This is a genomic window from Streptomyces olivochromogenes, assembly GCF_001514115.1.
GTDB classification, from domain to species: Bacteria; Actinomycetota; Actinomycetes; order Streptomycetales; family Streptomycetaceae; genus Streptomyces; species Streptomyces olivochromogenes.
In genome coordinates this window covers 61,389-79,349 of sequence record NZ_KQ948457.1, presented here as the reverse complement: position 1 = coordinate 79,349, position 17,961 = coordinate 61,389, and the positions used below count along the sequence as shown (strand labels likewise).

The window sequence follows — 17,961 nt, the reverse complement described above, 5'->3', positions numbered from 1 at the left end:
GCACGGCCTCACCGATGCCGGTCCGCGGCAGGTGGGCGTGGCCCACGACCAGCGCGGGGCCGCCCTCGCCGGGCCGCGCGTGGAAGGCCGCGCCGCCCCGCACCAGCACGGAGCGGCGCAGCGCCCCGGCCACCAGCGCCGCCTCGTCGGTGTGCCGGGGCAGCCGTACGTACGCGTGCAGTCCAGCGGCGCTGCCCACGACCCGGGCGCCGGGCAGGGCGCCGCCCACCGCCTCCTCCAGAGTCCGTCTGCGGTCCCGGCACAGGGAGTTGAGCCGGCGCAGATGACGGTCGTAGAGACCGCTGCGCAGGAACTCGGCGAAGGCCAGCTGGCTGAGGCTGTCCGTGCCGAGGTCGTGCCGTGCGCGGGCGCGCAGCAGCGGGTCGAGCAGCGGGGGCGGGGCGGCCAGCCAGCCCAGGCGCAGGCCGGGGGCGAGGGACTTGCTGGCGGTGCCCGCGTGGACGACGTGGTCGGGGGCGAGGCGTTGCAGGGCCAGGGGGCGGGCGCCGCGCTCGTACCAGAGGCCGCCGTCGTAGTCGTCCTCGATGATCAGGCCGCCGGTGTCGCGGGCCCACCGGGCGAGCGCCTGGCGGCGGCGCTCGGAGAGGGTGACGCCGGTGGGGAACTGGTGGGCGGGGGTGACCAGGACGGCCCGTACCCCGGAGGCGGCGAGCGCCGCGACGTCGATGCCCTCGTCGTCGACGGGGACCGGCACGGGCCGCACTCCGCACTCGCGCACGAACTGGCGCTGGCCGGGATGACCGGGGTTCTCGATCCCGAGCGCGTCGACGCCGAGTCCGGGCAGGACGGCGCAGAGCAGCGCCAGGGTCTGCGCGAAGCCCGCGACCACCATCAGCCGCTCGGGTGCGCTGTGCAGCCCGCAGGCCCGGCCCAGATAGCGGGCGAGTTCGAGGCGGAGCGCGGGCACGCCGGTCAACGGTGGGTAGTCGAGGTCGGCGAGGTCCACGCCGTGCAGGGCCCGCTGGTAGCAGACGAGCCAGTCGCGGCGCGGGAACGCGGGGAAGTTGCGGCCGCTCGGGCGCAGGTCCCAGCGCACGGCGGGGACACGGCCGTCGTCGAGGAGCGAGGGCACGACCGGCTCGGGCTCCAGATGGCGTACGACGCGGGTGCCGGCGCCCTGTACGGCCTCCAGGTAGCCCTCGGCGACGAGTTGGCCGTACGCCTCGACGACCACGCTGCGGGAGACGCCCAGGTCGTCGGCGAGGCGTCTGCTGGAGGGCAGGCGGGTGCCGGGGTGCAGGACACCGGCCGCGACCTCCTTCTTGATGAACCGCTGGATCTGCGCGGTCAGCGGAACACCGTTCTCCCTGACGACATTGATCGCGGTGTGCAGAGCCACTGATTTCTTCCTTTCCGGTCGGGATTTCCGGCGAGGGGTTTCGGAATTGGTCCGTACGACGTCCGTTCCACTGGTCTGGAAAACGCCCGCAAGGTTTCTCAGACTGAACTCCGGCGCGCTTCCCGCTACTTGAGGAGTCTTACCGTGGCTGAGACCAGCTGGCCCGAATTGCTGAACGCACTGCTGAGCGGCGCGGACCTGTCACCGCGTGAGGCGGACTGGGCCATGGACGAGGTGATGTCGGGCGCCGCGGGGCCCGCGCGGCTCGGCGCCCTGATGATGGCGCTGCGGGCCAAGGGCGAGACGGCCGGGGAGATCGAGGGCTTGGTGCGCGGCATGCTCAGGCACGCGGTGCCGCTCGACGTCGCCGGCCCGACCCTGGACATCGTCGGGACCGGCGGTGACGGTTCGAACAGCGTGAACATCTCCACGATGTCGGCGATCGTGGCCGCCGGGGCGGGGGCGCGGGTCGTCAAGCACGGCAACCGGTCCGCCTCGTCGGCGTGCGGATCCGCCGATGTGGCCGAGGAGCTGGGGGTGGCGCTCGACCTGCCGCCCGAGCGGGTCGCGGAGGTGGCGCGGGAGTGCGGCATCACGTTCTGCTTCGCCCCGCTGTTCCATCCGGCGATGCGCCATGCGGCCGGGCCACGCCGGGAGCTCGGGGTACGCACGGTGTTCAACGCCCTCGGCCCGCTGGCCAACCCGGCCCGCCCGACCGCCCAGGCGGTGGGCGTGGCGGACGCCCGGCTCGCCCCGCGGCTGGCCGAGGTGCTGGCCCGGCGCGGGGTACGCGCGCTGGTGTTCCGGGGCGACGACGGCATGGACGAACTGACGGTCACGACTACCTCCACGGTGTGGTCGGTCTCCGGGGCGGGGGCGGGATCCGAGGTGCGTGAGGAGTCCTTCGACCCCAGGGAGATCGGCATCGGGTTCGCTCCCGCGCACGCGCTGCGCGGCGGGGACCGGACCCACAACGCCCGGGTGGCCCGCGAGGTCCTCGCCGGCGCGCGAGGCCCGGTCAGGGACGCGGTCCTTCTCTCGGCCGCGGCCGGCCTGGCGGCACTCGCCCCCGGCGAGGGGCCGGTGGCGAACCGCCTGGCGGCGGGGGTGGATCAGGCGGCGCGAGCCATCGACTCGGGCGCCGCGGCGGACGTACTGGAGCACTGGACGGCGGTCACGGCACAACACTCCCGCGCGCCGAGACCTGCCGCCCGTTGAAGGGAACACCGGGCCGGTGGCCGCCGGGCGGAACACCGGGCCGTCTCGAGACCCCCGTCGGCCGTCTCGGAACCCCGTCCGCCGTCACCGCGAAGCGCCCCCCTGAGTCGCCGCCCGCCGCCCGTTGAGCCGGCGGCCGGCGGCGACCAGGGCTGCCACCCCGGCCGTGCCGCCGGTCACCAGGGACTCGCCCGCCAGGACGGCGTCGGCACCCAGGGCGGCGTAGGACGCGACGTCGTGGGGGCCGCGTACTCCCGACTCCGCGACGCGGACCACGGTTTCCGGGATCTCCGGGGCCACGCGGGCGAAGGTGCCCCGGTCGACCGTCAGGGTGCGCAGGTCGCGGGCGTTGACGCCGATCACCCAGGCTCCCGCGTCCAGGGCGCGTTTCGCCTCGATCGCGTCGTGCACCTCCACCAGCGGGGTCAGACCCAGTTCCGCCGACTGTGCCAGCAGGTCGGCCAGCTGGGGCTGTGCGAGGGCGGCGACGATCAGCAGGACCAGGTTCGCGCCGTGCGCGCGGGCCTCCCAGATCTGGTAGGGGTCGACCACGAAGTCCTTACGCAGTACCGGGATGTCCACCCGGGCCCGCACGGCGTCCAGATCGGCGAGGCTGCCGCCGAACCGGCGCCGCTCGGTGAGCACGCTGACCGCGGCCGCGCCCCCCGCCTGGTACGCCGCCGCGAGGCCCGCCGGGTCCGGGATGTCGGCGATCGGCCCGCGCGAGGGGCTGGCCCGCTTCACCTCGGCGATCACCCGCACCCCGGCGGTGCCGCGCAGCCGCCCGGAGAGGTCGCCGCCGGGTGCCAGGGCGGCCACCCGGTCCTCCAGCTCACCCTGTGGTGTGAGGCGCCGGCGGTCGGCCAGGTCCTCGCGCACCCCGGCGAGGATGCCGTCGAGCGCGTTCATCGATGTGTCTCCTTCGGTCTCGGTGAGAGGCAGTCGGCGGGGCCCGGCGCGCTGCCCCGGGCCCCGCTTCCTGTGTGGTGGGTGGTCATCACGTCATGGAGACGACGACCTTGCGCTCGCCGGTGAAGGCCTCCCGCCCATGCAGCACCGACATGTTGTGGACGATCATGACGTCGCCCTCCTGCCAGGGCTCCGCGTGCTTGTGCTCCGCCTGGGCCCGGCGGACCTGGGCCAGGTCCTCGTCGGAGAGCGGGGTGCCGTCGCCGTAGGTGACCCAGTGCGGGAGGTCCTCGACGGAGCCGGTGACCGACAGGAGCAGCTCGGACTCGTCGCCGGGCAGGTTCGAGGGGTGCCACTGGTCGGCCTGGTTGAACCAGGTGTCGCGTCCCGTGCGCGGGTTCTTGCGGACGCCTGGCCGGTGCTGCCGTACCCGAAGACCGCCCGCCGCGGTCCATTCGAACTCGGCGGCGGAGGCGGTGAGGAACTCCTCGACGACGGCCCGGTCCGCGGTCTCGAAAGTGTCCTGCCAGGACTTGCCGAGGCCGAATCCGCCGTGCAGATGCTGGTGGTACACGACGCCCGTCTCGAAGCGGGCCCGCACCCCGGCGGGCAGGGCGGCGAGCAGTGCCTCGCCGTCACAGACCGGGGTCGCTCCCCCGCTCTCCGGTGCCGTCAGGCAGCAGAAGAACAGCCGCTCGGGCCAACTCCGGGCGTACGACAGCTCGTTGTGGAGGGTGATGTCGTAGCGGGCCGGGTATTCGGTGGAGGTGAACACCCCGTCGGAGACCGTCACACGCGGGGTGTTGCCCCCGCGGTAGCTGTCGATGAGCCGTTCGCCGAAGCGGCCGACGGTCCGGTGGAAGCCTTCCGCGCCGGTGATACCGAGGCCGCGGAGCAGGACCGCGCCGTGGACGTCGAGCAGTTCCTCGGCGTTCGTCCGCACCTGCGCCCATCGGGCGTCGTCCCCGTCCTCGACGGAGCCGTCGGTGTGCAGGACGGCGAGGGTGGTGCCGCCGGTCGTGTGTGTCTCGTGGCGCATGTCAGCGAATCTCCTCGTCGGCCGGCCCGGTCCGCTCGGCGCGCAGCGCCACGGGCAGGCCGCTGTAGCCGTGGATGAAATTGGAGTGGAGGCGGGTGGCCGGACCCCGCAGCGTGATGTCGGCGACGGTGTCGCGCACGGCCTCGACCATGGCGTTCACATGGACCCGGCCCAGGAAGGCACCCAGGCAGAAGTGCGGACCGTGACCGAAGACGACGTGCTTGTTGGGGCTGCGGCCGACGTCGAAGCGGTACGGGTCGGCGAAGACCTCTTCGTCGAAGTTGGCGGAGGTGTTCCACAGCGTGACGGCGTCGCCCGCCCTGATCACCCGGTCCCGCAGCGGTACGTCGGCCAGGGCGCGCCGTCCGAAGTGCATGGCGGGGGTGGTCCAGCGCAGGATCTCCTCGGTCGCGCTGTCCGAGGTCACCTCGCCGGCCTTCAGTCTGCGCCATTCCTCCGGGTTCTCGGCGAGGGCGATGAGGCCGCCGGTGAGGGACATGCGGGTGGACTCGTCGCCGCCGAGGATGAGGCTGTAACAGTTGAGGACGATCTCGTCCTCGGTCAGCCGCTCGCCGTCGATCGTCGCGGCGGCGAGCACGCTGAGGACGTCGTCACCGGGACTGCGGCGCCGCTCGGCCATGAGCTGCGCCATGTAGAGCAGGATCTCGTTGCGGGCCATCAGGGACTCGAACTCGCTGTCCTCGCCGGAGTGCCGGGACAGCGTCATGGTGTTCCAGGCCACGAGCTGCGCGCGGTCCGCGACGGGGATGTCGAGCAGTTCCCCCATGGTGTGGATGGGGATGTGGTCGACGACCTCGGAGACGAAGTCGGCCTCGCCCGACTCCACGACCTGGGCGAGGAGTTCACGGGTGTGGCGGTGGACCCCGGCCACCACGGGTTCCAGGACGCGCGGCGAGAACGACTTGAGCATCAGGTTGCGGATCTCGCGGTGCCGCTTGCCGTCGGTGACGGCGAGCATCTTCCCGGCGGCCGAGTCCCCGCCCTGGAGCAGGGTGGCGAGGACCGTGCCCTGTTCGGAGGTGAAGCGTTTGTTGTCGCGGTAGACGTCGACCGCGTCGGCGTACTTGGACACCACCCAGAATCCGGGGGTGCGCCCGCGGGCCGGGTGCCAGTGCACGGGGCTCTCGGTGCGGAAGCGGCGCCACAGGTCGCGCGGGTCGGTGTCGAGGAAGGTCTGCGGATCGGTGAGGTCGAGCGCGGCGAGATCGTCCGGCGCCTGCGCCAGTTCTTGTACGGGCATGGGGATTTCGTCCTCCGGGCGAGGGTGGCCGGCGGTCCTGCCGAGGGGTGTCTCAGCGGCCCGCCGTACGGAATCGGCGCAGGCTCACGGCACAGCAGGACGTGAGCAGCACGGAAAGGGTCACGGCGACCACGAGCAGCGGGTGGTCGCCCACGAAGCCGGGGCTGGTGGTGGCCGGGTTGCCCCACAGCTCGCGGCAGGCGGCGATGACGGCGCTGACCGGGTTCCACTCGGCGAGCGGCCGGATCGCGCCCGGCATGGACCGGGGCGACAGGAAGGCGCTGGACAGGAAGGGCAGGACGACGACGATGAACGGGGCGACCACGCTGATCGTCTCGATGCTGCGCAGGGTCAGCGCGAGCAGCACGCCGAGCCACAGCATGACGTAGACGAACGCCGCGACCAGGGCGAACCCCGCGAGTGTGGGCAGTACCCCGGTGTGCGAGCGCCAGCCGAGGGCCAGCCCCGTCCCGGCCGTGACGGCGAGGCCCACGAGTCCCACCAGGAGGTCCGCGCAGGTGTGTCCGAGAGGTACCGCGACCCTGCTGATCGGCAGGGACCGGAACCGGTCGACGAGGCCGCCCTGGAAGTCCATGGCCAGCGACACCGCGGTGGGCCCGACGCAGGCGAGCCCGACCTGGACCGCGCCGCCCGCGAAGACGTACTCGACGTACGAGCCGCCCGCGGGCAGCGTGACGGCGTCCCGGAAGAGGTAGCCGAGGAGCACCATCGACACCAGCGGGTTGAGGACCACGCCGATGGCCCGGCCGGGGGCGCGGCGCAGTCGGCGCAGCCGGCGGCCCATGACGGCGAGCACCTCGGTGGCCGCCGTGCGGACGGTGCCGCCGCTCGGGAGGTCCGGGGCGGGCGGCGCCTCGTGGTGGGGCGCCGCCGGAAGTGTCGTCGTCATCGCTGTTCCCGCCCGTCGTGCAGGCGCTTCAGTTCGGCGGCGACGAGCGGGCCGATCTCGGCCAGCGGGCCGGGGCTGAGCATGTCGTCGTGAGCGCAGTCGATCCGGTGCACGTCGACGGGGCCGCTGTGCCGGGGCCGCCACAGCCGTTCCTTGTCCGTCACCTCGCCCCACGGCGAGCGCTCGGCGAGGAACAGCTGCATGCGGCCGCCGTAACCTCCTTGCCGGTAGCGCGTGTTGAGAACCTGATGACGGGCCATCAGATCGACCATCCGGGCCAAGCGCTCCTCCCCGAGGCGGGCGAGCGGGCTGTTGTCGCGGCGCAGGGCGTCGATGACGTCGGCGGGGACGAGGTCCCGGCCGCCGTACTCGGAGCGGTCGTGTCCGATGCCCTCCAGGAGCCAGGCCAGGCTGCCCTGTTCGTCGCGCTCGTCGACCGCGTCCGTACGGGGGTAGGAGTCGAGGACCGCCAGCAGCCCGACCTCCTCTCCTGCCGCACGCAGCTGGACGGCGATCTCGTAGGCGATGAGCCCGCCGAAGGACCAGCCGAGCAGGTGGTACGGGCCCTTCGGCCGCTCCTGCTTCATGAGCCGGATGTAGGCGGCGGCGTTCTCCTCGATGCTCTCGGGCAGCGGAGCGCCGGCGACGACGCTCGGCGACTGGATGCCGTGGACGGGGTGTTCGGCTCCGATGTACGGGGCGAGCGGCAGGTAGGACAGGGCCAGCCCGACGCCGCTGTGCAGACAGAAGACGGGCGGCCGGTCGCCGGTCGGCCGGATGCGGAGGATCGTGCCGAACGTGTCGGCGTGGTCGAGCTCCTCGGTCGCGGCGATCGCCTCGGCCATGATCCTGGTGCTGTCCCGGGGAGCGGGGGCTTCGGGCTCCCGGACGGGCTCCGCCTTCCCCCGTACGTCCGCCGCCAGCGCTGCCACGTTCTGGTGCACGAAGACGTCCGCGATGGTCACCTCCAGGCCCGCCGCGCGGGCGCGGCTCACCAGGCGCAGGGACTTCATGCTGTCCATGCCGGCCTCGAAGAAGTTGTCCTCGACGGGGAGCCCGTCGGTGCCGAGGATCTCGTCGACGATCACGCGAAGGGTCTCGGTCACGACGTCCGCCGCGTCGGCCCGCGGGGCGGCGGGAGCCTCGGTGACGACCGCCGGACTCGCCTGCGGGGCGACGAGGTTGCCGTTCGCGTCCCACTTCGCCCGTCGGCCGGTACGCCACATCCGCGCGCCCTCGCCGCCCCACGGGTCGGCGACGAACACCCCGGCGCTCTCCCCCGGCCGGCCCGCCACGGCACGCGGCACCCCGGCCCCGGCGAGATACACCTCGCCGGGCACGCCGGGCGGCACGGGTCGCAGCCACTCGTCGAGGACGTACCGCCGGATGTTCCACGCGCGCGCGTCGTCCGCCGGGCCGGGCATCGGGGCCGTCCACTCGGGTCCGGGTCGTCCGCTCGCGGCGATCTCGGCTCCGGACAGCAGCGCCCCCGGCAGACCGGCCTCGGCCGTCCGCCCCGCGTCGAGCGCCCACCGCAGATGGTTGGCGGCCGTGCGATGGTCCACGACGATGCCGTGCGGCCGTCCCTGTGCGTCCTCGGTGCGGACGAGCCAGGCGGCGTGCCCGGGCCGCAGTACGCCGCCGCGGTCCGCGTCGGTCACCGGACCGTCGGCCGCCCCGCTGTCGTCCAGCACCACCACGGGCGCCCCGGCCGACCTGAGCCGTCCGGCGAGCCCGGCCGTGGTCAGGACGCACACGGGCTCGGTCTCCGCGAACAACGCCCTTACCCGGGACGTCGGTTCGTCGGCGGCCACCGGCACGAAGGCGGCGCCCGCCTTCAGGGCCGCGAGGGCGGCGACGGCCTGGTCCGCGGCGCGGGGCACCGCGAGGGCCACCACGCGGTCGGGGCCCGCGCCCGCTCGCAGCAGGCGGTGCGCCAGACGGTCGGAGCGGCGGTCGAGTTCGGCGTCCCTTGCGGGCTGCCCGGCGAACAGCTCGACGAGGGTCGAGTCGGGCAGGTCCCGGGCGGTGTCGTTCCAGCCGTGCAGCACCTGCTCGCGTTCGGCGTCGTCCAGGAGCCGCAGTCCGCTCAGCCGCACCCCGGGGTCGACGACGGCGTCGCGCAGTACCTGGACGAACTGGGCGGCGAGCCGCTCCATGCCCGGCCGGGTGAACAGGTCGGTGCTGTAGGTGAACAGGCCTCGCATGCCGCCCTCCGCGCCCGGCCAGGAGATCAGCTCGACGACGAGGTCGAGCTTGGCCTGCCGCGAGGGGATGAACTCGGGGCGGGCCGTGATCCCGGGGAGGTCGAGGTCGCGCACCGCGTCGAACTGGACGGTCAGCGAGACCTGGAAGAGGGGGTGCCGGTTGAGTCGGCGGACCGGCCGGAGGGCGTCCACCACCTGGTCGAAGGGGATGTCCTGGTGCGAGTAGGCGGCCAGGTCGGTCTCCCGCAGCCGGTCGAGGAGTTCGCGGAAGGTCGGGTCGCCGCCGGTGTCGCCGCGCAGGACGAGGGAGTTGAGGAACATGCCGACGGCGTCGCCGAGCGCGTCGTCGGTGCGGCCGGCCACGGACACACCGACCGGGATGTCGGTGCCCGCGCCGCGCCGGGTGAGCAGGGCGCTGAGAGCGGCCTGGAAGACCATGAACTCGGTGGTGCCGGTCGAGCGGGCCAACTCGCCCACGGACGCCTGGAGTCCGGGGTCGATGTCGAAGAGGACGACGTCTCCGGAACGGCTGCCCGTCGCGGGGCGCGGGAAGTCGGTGGGAAGGGGCAGTTCGTCGGGCAGGCCGGTCAGGGCGTCGCGCCAGAAGTCGAGCTGGCGGGCGGCGAGGCTGTCCGGGTCGGTGTCGTCGCCGAGCAGGTCGCGCTGCCAGGCGGCGAAGTCGGCGTACTGCACGGCGAGGGGCTCCCACCGGGGTGCGCGTCCCTCTCGGCGGGCCCGGTAGGCGGTGGTGAGGTCGCCGAGGAGGGAGCCCATGGACCAGCCGTCGAAGGCGATGTGGTGCAGCACGAGGAGCAGGACGCACTCGTCCTCCCCGACGGACAGCACCCGGACCCGGAAGGGGGTTTCCACGCTCAGGTCGAAGCCGCGATCGGCCTCTGCCACCAGCGCGGCGTCCAGCTCGCCCGGCGCTACCGGGAGCACCCGCACCTCCGGCGCGCCCTCGGCCGCGTCCAGGACCCGCAGCACCGGCTCGCCGTCCGCCTCCGGCAGGACGGTACGCAGCACCTCGTGCCGGCCGGTCACGTCGGCCAGGGCCGTCCGGAGCGCGTCCGTGTCGAGTCTCCCGGTGAGCCGGTAGGCCACGACCGTGTTGTACGAGCCGTCGCCGCTGCCCTCGCGGCGGTTGAGGAACCACTGCCGCCGCTGGCTGAAGGAGAGCGGCCGGGGTGCGCCAAGCGGGGCGGGGCGCAGCGCGGGCCGGGCCCGGTCGGCGTCCTCGACGAGCGCGGCGAGGGCCGCCACCGTGCGCGCCTCGAACAGGGCCCGGATGGGCAGTTCGGCACCGAGCGCGGTGCGCACCCGGCTGACGAGACGGGTGGCGAGCAGCGAGTGTCCGCCGATCTCGAAGAAGTCGTCGTCGACGGAGACCTGGTCGATGCCGAGGATGTCGGCGAACAGCCCGCACAGGATGCCCTCGACAGGCGTGCGCGGGGCACGGCCCTTCGACACGGCGCCCAGGTCGGGGTCGGGCAGGGCGTCCCGGTCGAGCTTGCCGTGGACGGTGAGCGGCAGCGCCTCCAGCGTCACCACGGCCGACGGGACCATGTAGTCGGGCAGTTCACGCACCAGGCGGTCTCGGAGTTCGCCGCTCACCCGGGGGCCCTGCGGTGCGCCGTCGGCGACCACGTAGGCGACCAGCCGGCGTTCGCCGGCCGCGTCCTCGCGCACGACGGCGACGGCCTGCTCGACGCCGGGTACGGTCTGCAGGGCCGAGGCGATCTCGCCGAGTTCGACGCGGATGCCGCGCAACTGGACCTGGTCGTCGGCCCGGTCGAGGTAGTCGAGCTCCCCGTCCGGCAGCCACCGCACCAGGTCGCCGGTGCGATACATACGGGCCCCGGCCGGTCCGTGGGGGTCGGCGACGAAGCGCTGTGCGGTGAGTCCGGGCCGGTCGAGGTAGCCGCGGGCCAGCCCGCCGCCGACGTACAGCTCGCCGACGACACCGGCCGGTACGGGCCGCAGCAGGTCGTCGAGGACGTAGACGCGGTGGGCGGAGGTGGGCCGCCCGATCGGGGGCCGGCCGGTGCCGCCGGTGAGCGGGCCGCTGACGGTGCAGCCGACGACGGCCTCGGTCGGGCCGTAGCCGTTGAACATCCGCACCCGGCCGGCCCAGCGGTCGACGACCTCGGCCGGAACCGCCTCACCGGTCACCACCAGGCGCAAATCGGCGGGAAGTTCACTGCCCTGGGGCAGTGAGCCCACGACGACGGGCGGCAGGGCGACAAGGTTGATCCGCGCGTCGTTGATCAGGTCGACGAGCGGCTGCCCGGGTGTGCGCGCCTCCTCGTCGGCGATGACGAGGGTGCCGCCGTTGAGGAGGGCCAGCATGATGCCGAAGACGGACGCGTCGAAGCTGAACGAGGCGAACTGGAGCACCCGTACGTCCTCGTCGAGCCCGAACCGCTCGGTGAGGCTGTCGGCCATCGCCATCAGCCCGGTGTGCGGCACGGTGACGCCCTTGGGACGGCCGGTGGAGCCGGAGGTGTAGATCATGTACGCGGTGTTCTCGGCCCGCAGGGGTCCGTTCCGCTCGTCGTCGACCAGGTCGGTGTCCGCGAACCGCTCCAGCTGCCGTACGGTTCCCGGGTCGTCGAGCACCAGCAGGCCGCGGGTGCCGGGGAGTCCGGCCGGGCGGTGCGCGGTCGCGGTGTCGGTGAGGAGGGCGCCGGGACGGGCGTCGTCGCTCATGTAGCCGACGCGCTCGACCGGGTAGTCGACGTCGACCGGCAGGAACACCGCGCCGGCCTTCATCGCGGCGAGCGCCGCGACCACGAGTTCCGGGGAGCGCGGCAGCATCACCGCGACCGGCTGCTCGGGGCGCAGACCGCGCTCGACGAGGAGGCGGGCGAGCCGGTTGGCGCGGGTGTTCAGCTCGGCGTAGGTCAGTTCGGCGGTGCCGAGGGCCACGGCGGGCTTGTCGGGGAAGCGGGCCGCCCAGCCCTCGAAGGTCTCGGTGGCGAGCGCGTCCGTCACGGGGCGGGCCGCGTCGGCGCCGGACCAGGTGTGCAGCAGGATGTGGCGTTCCTCGGGGCCGAGGGTGTCGACGCGGGCCACCGGAGCGCCCGGATCGGCGGTCAGACTCTCCAGTACGCGGGTGAAGCGGCGTACGAAGTCGGCGACCCGTTCCTCGTCGAAGATGTCGGGCCGGTACTGGGCCTCGACCCGCAGCCCGCCGTCCGCGACCGGGAACACGCCCACCGCCAGCGGGTATTCGGCGACGACCCGGGCCTTCCAGCCGCGCATGGACAGGCCGGGAACGTGCTCGCCGATGCGGTCGAGGGCGCCCGTCGGATAGTTGTGGAAGCTGACGACGGTGTCGAACAGCTCCCCCGCGCCGACGCAGCTCTGAACCTCGGCGAGACCCAGGTGGTGGTGGGCCTCCAGACCGATCTGGCGGTCCTGGAGATCGGTGAGCAGGGCCTCCAGGGACAGGGCCGCATCGAGGCGGACGCGTACCGGCAGGGTGTGCAGGAAGGAACCCACCATCCTTTCCACCTCGGGCAGTTCGCCGGGCCGTCCGGAGACGACGGCGCCGAACGTGACGTCCTGGCGTCCGGTGAGGCCACCCAGGACGAGGGACCAGGCGCCCTGCATGACGGTGTTCATGGTCAGGCCACGCGCATGGGCCCACGGGGTGAGGGCGGCGGTCAGCCGTTGCGGGAGTTCGACGGTGAGGGTCTCGGGGAGCACGTTCACCCGCCCGCGGTCGGCGGGGCCCAGCCGGGTCGCGGACTCGACTCCGGCCAGCTCGGCGCGCCAGGCCTCGCGTGCGGCGTCCTTGTCCTGGGCGGCCGACCACTCCAGATGGGCCGCCGCCGGGGCGACCCGGGCGAGCGCCGAGACGTCGGCCCCGTTGGACCAGAGCGCGACCAGTTCCTCGGCGAGGACGGCGGACAGGGACCAGCCGTCGACCAGCAGATGGTGGGTGGTCCACAGGACGCGGTGGCGGTCGTCGGCGATCCGGAAGACGGTGAACCGGGTGAGCGGTCCGCGGGTGACGTCGAAGCGGTGCAGCCATTCCTCGTCGGTACGGCGTTCCACCTCGGCGTCGGCGTCGCCGGCCCCGGTCAGGTCGACCTCGGTCCACGGCAGTTCGACGGCGGCCGGGATCACCTGCACCGGCTCTCCGGCGTCGCGCTCGCGGAAGCAGGCGCGCAGGGCCGGGTTGCGGTCGAGAAGAGCGAGTGCGGCGGCGCGTAGTTCGGCCACGGCCAGGGGGCCGTCGACGTCCATCACGACCTGGAGGGTGTAGGCGTCCATGCCCTGCCGGTCGAACTCGGCCTGGAAGAGCAGGCCGCGCTGGAGCGGGGAGAGCGGCAGGATGTCGGTGATGCCGTCCAGCTCACGCTCGTAGGCGTCGATCTCGCCCTGGGAGACGGCCACCAGCGGGAACTCCGCGGGGATACGGCTGCCGGCTGCCGTACCGTCGGCGTGCGCGACAAGCGCTTCGAGGGCCTGGAACCAGCGCTCGGCGAGCTGCCGTACGTCGGTCTCGTCGAGGAGTTCGCCCGCCCAGGTCCAGTCGGCGACCAGGACGGGGCCGTCGGGACGGTCCTCGGTGACGGCGACGACGTCCAGAGGCTGGCGCAGCGGGGTGGCCGGGGCGGCGGTGAGGCCGGACGCGCCGGCCCGCATGGACCAGTCGCCGCCGTCCGCGGTGAACCGGCCCAGGTAGTTGAAGCCGAGCTGGGGCGTGGTCCCGCGGGCCAGGACGGTGGCCGTCTGGGGGTTGAGGTGCCGCAGCAGGCCGTGGCCGATGCCGTGGTCCGGCAGGGCGCGCAGGGTCTCCTTGACCCGGCCGAGAACGGTGCCGAGGGACGCGCCGGGTTCGCCCGTGTCGAGGAGCACGGGGTAGACGCTGGTGAACCAGCCGACCGTGCGGGAGACATCGAGGCCGCCGGCGATCTGTTCGCGGCCGTGGCCCTCCAGCTCGATGCGGGCGCCGGTGGCCGACTGGCCCCGGGCGCGGCCATGGCCGGTGACGGCGAGGGCGAGGGCGGTGAGCAGCACCTCGTTGATCTCGGCGTGGCAGGCCGCGGGCACCCGGGTGAGCAGGGCCGCGGTCGCCGCGGCGGGCAGTTCGAGGCGCAGGTGTCCGGCGGTGGCGTGGGTGTCCCGGGCCGGGTCCAGCGGCCGGTCGGTGAGCACGGTCGTCTGGCCGTCCTGCCCGGACCACAGGGGCAGCTCGCCCACCCGGCGGGCCGAACGGGCCTCCTCCGACAGGGACTTGGCCCAGGTCCGGTAGGAGACGGGCACGGGGTCGAGCCGGGGGGCGCTGCCCGCGGCCAGTCCCTCGCAGGCGGCTCGGAGGTCCGGCAGCAGGATGCGCCAGGAGACTCCGTCGACGGCGAGGTGGTGGACGACGAGGAGCAGCCGTGCGGTCGCCGCGCCTTCCCCCTCCTCGATCAGTACGGCCTGCACCATGAGCCCGTCCTCGGGGCGCAGCCGCGCCCGGGCAACGGCCACCTGTTCGGCGAGCAGCGCGTCCTGGTCGGCGTCCGCCGGGGCGGTATGGCGGCGTACGACGTCGGCGGCGGGCACGGCGCCCTGTGGCAGGGTCCGGAGCGACCAGAGGCCGGGCACCGGTGAGGTGAGCTCGAGGCGCAGCGCGTCGTGCCGGTCGAGGAGGGCCTGTACGGCACGTTCCAGGAGGTCCTGGCGGAGTCCGGTGGGCACGGTCACGGTGACGTACTGGCTGAACTCCCGGGCCTCCTGGGGGAGATGCGCGACCGTCTCGCGCAGCTGGTGGGCGATGGGGAGGAGTTCGAGCTCGCCGACTCCCTCGTCGTCGGCGCTCTCCTCGGCCGTGTCGTCGGCGGCGCGCCGGGCCACCGCGGCGATGGCGGCGGGCGTGCGGTGCCGGAACACGTCGCGGGCCGTGATGACCAGACCGGCCCGGCGGGCGCGGCTGACCACCTGGAGGGAGCTGATGCTGTCGCCGCCGAGCGCGAAGAAGCCGTCGTCGACGCCGACTTCGGGCAGTCCGAGCACCTCGGCCACGACCGTGCGCAGGATGTCCTCCTCGCCGGTGCGGACCGTGCGCGAGAGCGTGGGCACCGTGAGATCGGGCACCGGAAGGGACTTGCGGTCGACCTTGCCGTGCGCGGTCAGCGGCAGCGCGTCGAGGACCACCAGGACGGTGGGCACCAGCGCCTCGGGCAGCCGACCGGCGAGCGCGGCCCGCGCGCCGGCGGTGTCGAGGGCGGTCGTGCCCTCCGGCACCACATAGCCGACCAGCCGCTTCTGCCCGGCCGGGTCGGTGACGGCCGCGGCGACCGCGTCCGCGACGCCGGTCAGCTCGCGCAGGGCCGTTTCGACCTCGCCGAGTTCGATGCGCTGGCCGCGGATCTTGACCTGGTGGTCGCGGCGCCCGATGAAGGCCAGCTGCCCGTCGGCGCGCAGGACCACGAGGTCACCGGTGCGGTACAGGCGCGAGCCGTCGGCCGCGAACGGGTCGGGCAGGAACGTGGTCGCGGTACGGCCGGGCTCTGCGAGGTAGCCCCGGCCGACGCCCGCGCCCGCGATGTACAGCTCGCCCCGCACTCCGCGCGGCACCGGCCGCAGGTCGTCGCCGAGGATGTACAGGCGGGTGTTGCGCAGGGGCCGGCCGATCGGTACGACGGGCGCGTCGAGGTCGGCGGGTGAGTCCGCGTAGGCGTGGGTGACGTCGTCCGAGCACTCGGTCGGCCCGTAGAGGTTGGCCAGCCTGATGCCGGGGAAGCGGGCGAACCAGCGGGTGCACAGGTCGGCCGGGAGCGCCTCGCCGTTGGAGATCATCCAGCGCAGGGCGGGCAGCCGGGGGGCCGAGCCGGCCGCGTCCCACAGGTCGAGCGTCGCCCGCATCAGGGACGGGACCACTTCGAGGACGGTCAGGCGTTCGTCCCCGATGGTGGTGAACAGGGCGTCGGGGTCGGCGGCGTCCGCGCGGGCGAAGGCACGGACCCGGCCGCCCACGAGCAGGGTGGTCAGGGTCTGCCAGACGGTCACGTCGAAGGTGACGGGTGCGTTGTGCACGAGCGCGTCGGTGTCGTCGAGACCGAACTCCTCGATCTTGGCGAGGAGATGGTTGACCATGCCGCCGCGCTGCACCATGGCGCCCTTGGGCTTGCCGGTGGAGCCGGACGTGTAGATGACGTACGCGAGGTCGAGCGGTCCGCCGAGGACGGGGGCGAGCTCGTGCGCGGGGTCCCGCGAACCGTCCAGGAGGTGGACGGACAGCGCGGATCCGGCCTCGGCGGCGGCCTGCCGTGCGAGCCGCTCGTGCTCGGCGTGGGTGAGGACCGAACCCGCCCCGCTGTCCTTCAGCAGCGAGACGAGACGGGCGATCGGTGCCCCGGGGTCGAGTGGGACGAAGGCGCGTCCGGCTCCGAGGGCGGCCAGCTCGGCGGTGACGAAGTCCCGGCCGGGTTCGGTCAGTACGGCGACCGGGCCGCTGCCGGACAGCAGCCGGGAGGTGGCGCTGGCCCGGCCGACCAGTTCCCCGTACGCGAGGGTGCCGCCGTCGTCGGTGACGGCCGGGGCATCCGGTGTGCGCTCCGCCTGTGCCCGTATCCGCTCGACGACACCCAGGTAGGGCGTCTCGCGGACGGGCCCGAACAGGGAGCGCCGCAGAGCGGTGCGCTCGCCGGGGGCGAGCAGGTCGAGGGAGCCCAGGGCGGCGTCGCCGTCGAGGGTGAGGAAGGCGTCGAGGTAGGCGGTGAACCGGTCGAGGTGGGCGCGCACCTCGGCGCGGTCGTAGCGCGCCTCGTTGCCGCTGAGGTCGACGCCGATGCCGGCGTCGCCCTTGTCGGCCACCGTGAACTCCAGGTCGTCGACCAGGCCCGTGGAGGGGCTGTGGATGGTCGCCTCGCAGGGGCCGACGGTCAGCTTCTCCACCTGCGGCATCATGTTGATGAACGGGCCGAAGGGCCGCCGGTCGTCGCTGGCCAGGCCCATCGCGCGGCGGATCCGGCTGACCCGGTGGCGCTGGTGCCTGAGCGCCTGGGAGAACACCCGGTACGTGTCGGTGAAGAGCTCACGGCGGGTCGTGCGGGCGTGCACGGCGAGGCGCAGCGGCAGGTAGTTGACCACCATGCCGGGGACCTTCTGGGTGCTGCCGCCGACGCGTGCGGTGACCGGCAGGGACAGCAGGACGTCCGCGGTGGCCGCCATGCGCGCGGTGTACGCGCCGAGGGCGGCGGTCAGCGCGGTCTGCCAGGTCACCCGGGACTCCCAGGCGACGGCCCGCAGCCGTTCGGCGACCGGCTCCGGCAGCACGGTCCGCTCCTGGAGGAAGCCCTGTGCGGGCTCCGCGTCGCGGGTGGAGAGGCTGATCAGTTCGGGCCGGTCGCCGAACTGCTCCTGCCAGTAGGCGGCGTCGCGCTCGGCCTTGGCGGAGGCCGTGTACGCCGTCTCGGCGTCGATCAGGGTGGACAGCGGGAGGAATCGGCCCTCGTCGGGGGAGGTGCCGGCGAGCATCGCCTCGTAGATCTCGGAGAGGCGCTGCCAGTAGATGACGTAGCTGAAGCCGTCGGAGACCAGGTGGTGGTTGAGGAGGCAGAAGAAGGTCCGCTCCGGGCCGAGGGTGAAGACGCTCAGCCGGAACAGGGGCCGGTACGGGCCCTCGTCGAGGGTGAACGCGACGCGCAGGTCGGCGCGGATCGCCTCCTGCGCGACCGCGGCGGGGTCGGGGCTGCCACTGACGTCGGTGACGGTCAGCGGCAGCGCGGTGAGCGGTTCGACGAACTGCCGTGGCTCGCCGTCCCGTTCGGTGAACCGGGCGCGCAGGCACTCCGACTCCTCGGCGAGGCGCGCCAGCGCGTCACGGAAGACGCCCTGGTCCAGCGGACCGCGGATGTCCCAGTAGATGGCGGTGTTGTACGTCGCGCCCCCGCCGGAGAGCTTCGCGTCGAACCAGATGTCCTTCTGGCCGGCGGTCAGCGGGAGGCCGACCGTCTGCTCTTGCGTCATGGCAATCCCCTAGCGAAGGTCGCAGATGTCACAGTCGATCGTCGGCGCCCGCGCTGACGGCGGGCTGAGCACCCGCTGACAGAGCGC

General features: G+C 73.6%; 6 protein-coding genes and 1 pseudogene. 1 reads left to right on the top strand and 6 read right to left on the bottom strand.

The window, feature by feature from the left end; genetic code table 11:
* Positions 1-7: 7 nt before the first annotated feature.
* A pseudogene (gene pdxR / locus AQJ27_RS20385) lies at positions 8-1,360 on the bottom strand (MocR-like pyridoxine biosynthesis transcription factor PdxR); the annotation flags it as partial.
* A gap of 144 nt (positions 1,361-1,504) precedes the next feature.
* Between pdxR and trpD the strand changes: the two are divergent.
* Positions 1,505-2,578, top strand: coding sequence for an anthranilate phosphoribosyltransferase (trpD, locus tag AQJ27_RS20380; protein WP_235613550.1), 1,074 nt, complete (start codon positions 1,505-1,507; stop codon positions 2,576-2,578).
* A gap of 84 nt (positions 2,579-2,662) precedes the next feature.
* Here the strand turns inward: trpD and trpC are convergent, their stop codons facing one another.
* From trpC to AQJ27_RS20355, 5 genes are all read right to left on the bottom strand, one after another.
* Positions 2,663-3,487, bottom strand: a complete 825-nt coding sequence (gene trpC / locus AQJ27_RS20375; RefSeq protein WP_067370797.1) for an indole-3-glycerol phosphate synthase TrpC — start codon at positions 3,485-3,487, stop codon at positions 2,663-2,665.
* A gap of 88 nt (positions 3,488-3,575) precedes the next feature.
* Positions 3,576-4,526 carry a TauD/TfdA family dioxygenase gene (locus tag AQJ27_RS20370; protein ID WP_067370795.1) on the bottom strand — a complete coding sequence of 317 codons (951 nt, stop codon included), beginning with the start codon at positions 4,524-4,526 and terminating at the stop codon, positions 3,576-3,578.
* A gap of 1 nt (position 4,527) precedes the next feature.
* The gene (locus tag AQJ27_RS20365) at positions 4,528-5,787 is read right to left on the bottom strand and encodes a cytochrome P450 (protein ID WP_067370793.1); all 1,260 of its coding nucleotides are present in this window, start codon (positions 5,785-5,787) and stop codon (positions 4,528-4,530) included.
* Positions 5,788-5,839: 52 nt separating this feature from the next.
* Entirely contained in the window at positions 5,840-6,697 is an 858-nt protein-coding gene (locus AQJ27_RS20360) for an ABC transporter permease (protein ID WP_079065111.1), read from the bottom strand.
* A complete protein-coding gene (locus tag AQJ27_RS20355; RefSeq protein ID WP_067370791.1) occupies positions 6,694-17,874 on the bottom strand; it encodes an amino acid adenylation domain-containing protein in 11,181 nt (3,726 codons plus the stop codon). The genes AQJ27_RS20360 and AQJ27_RS20355 overlap by 4 nt, the downstream gene beginning before the upstream one ends.
* Between the last annotated feature and the right edge of the window lie 87 nt (positions 17,875-17,961).

Bases quoted from the DNA above. Each gene is read 5' to 3' on its own strand.
- AQJ27_RS20360 (WP_079065111.1), bottom strand. From the start codon at position 6,697: ATGACGACGACACTTCCGGCGGCGCCCCACCACGAGGCGCCGCCCGCC.
- trpC (WP_067370797.1), bottom strand. From the start codon at position 3,487: ATGAACGCGCTCGACGGCATCCTCGCCGGGGTGCGCGAGGACCTGGCC.
- AQJ27_RS20370 (WP_067370795.1), bottom strand. From the start codon at position 4,526: ATGCGCCACGAGACACACACGACCGGCGGCACCACCCTCGCCGTCCTG.
- AQJ27_RS20365 (WP_067370793.1), bottom strand. From the start codon at position 5,787: ATGCCCGTACAAGAACTGGCGCAGGCGCCGGACGATCTCGCCGCGCTC.
- AQJ27_RS20355 (WP_067370791.1), bottom strand. From the start codon at position 17,874: ATGACGCAAGAGCAGACGGTCGGCCTCCCGCTGACCGCCGGCCAGAAG.